Source organism: Chryseobacterium mucoviscidosis (genome assembly GCF_002177115.1).
GTDB lineage: Bacteria > Bacteroidota > Bacteroidia > Flavobacteriales > Weeksellaceae > Chryseobacterium > Chryseobacterium mucoviscidosis.
Genome location: NZ_MVAG01000061.1, coordinates 1 through 246, shown reverse-complemented (window position 1 = coordinate 246; position 246 = coordinate 1). Strand labels below are relative to the sequence as shown.

The 246-nt window shown below is 61.4% G+C and carries 1 protein-coding gene; it reads right to left on the bottom strand.

Annotated elements, in window-relative coordinates; all coding sequences use genetic code 11:
• Positions 1–10: 10 nt before the first annotated feature.
• Positions 11–246 (bottom strand): conjugation system SOS inhibitor PsiB (gene psiB / locus B0E34_RS22660; RefSeq protein WP_087706492.1); only part of this gene is annotated, 236 nt, incomplete at its 5' end.

Genomic DNA, 246 nt, shown 5'->3' with positions numbered 1-246 from the left:
GAACGTGCGCTCATGCCTGACCTCCTTCCGCCATCAGGATATGGATGATGTCACTGACGCTGTACCCCTGCGCGTCCAGTGACGCCGCCAGTGCCAGTGAATGGCTGACGGCTTCCGGTGCAAACCGCCGCTGTACCTGAACCACCGCAAACGGCTCACCACCGGCATTCACCAGAACCAGCACCCAGACCTGAGAGACATCGCCCGGTGAACATAACGCCAGGTGGAAACGTTCGTGGGCTGGCG